Annotated in this window: 1 protein-coding gene; it reads right to left on the bottom strand. The window is 47.3% G+C overall.

Annotated features, from left to right (window positions below; all coding sequences use genetic code 11):
• Positions 1-28: 28 nt before the first annotated feature.
• Positions 29-484: methyl-accepting chemotaxis protein (locus tag P792_RS35375; RefSeq protein WP_235075552.1), on the bottom strand; the 456-nt coding region annotated here is incomplete at its 5' end.

Consider the following 484-nt stretch of genomic DNA (forward strand, 5'->3'; position numbering starts at 1 on the left):
CCCTTCACGTTCAATTTCCAAAATAGCTTTAAAGAGCATACCGTTTGAGGAATTCGTTCAATGAGGCGACTTGCTGGTCAAGGTCGAGGCAATTTCTATTAACATCATCGGTCATACACATATTATTGCCAGCAACGTCCTCAATAGATTTTATGTTTTTGTTGATTTCGCCAATACTACGGGCTTGGTTTTTGGTTGTATCTTCAATACTACGAATGAAATTGTTCACGCTCGCAACCTGACATGTTATGCTTTCCATGCCACTTGCAACTTTCTCAGTAAGTGCGACGCCTGTCTTCATGGTCTCCCGGGACTGGGTCACGAGCTCAGCGATAACCTGTGCGGCTTCCGCCGAGCGATGCGCGAGTGATCGGATTTCATCCGCAACAACGCCGAAACCCTTCCCTTCCTCTCCAGCATGGGCAGCTTCCACCGCAGCGTTGAACGAGAGTAATCGCGTTTGCAGGCTAATATCTTCTATCAG

Origin of the sequence: Asaia sp. SF2.1, assembly GCF_000505765.1 — a bacterium.
In the GTDB taxonomy this organism is placed as follows: Bacteria; Pseudomonadota; Alphaproteobacteria; order Acetobacterales; family Acetobacteraceae; genus Asaia; species Asaia bogorensis.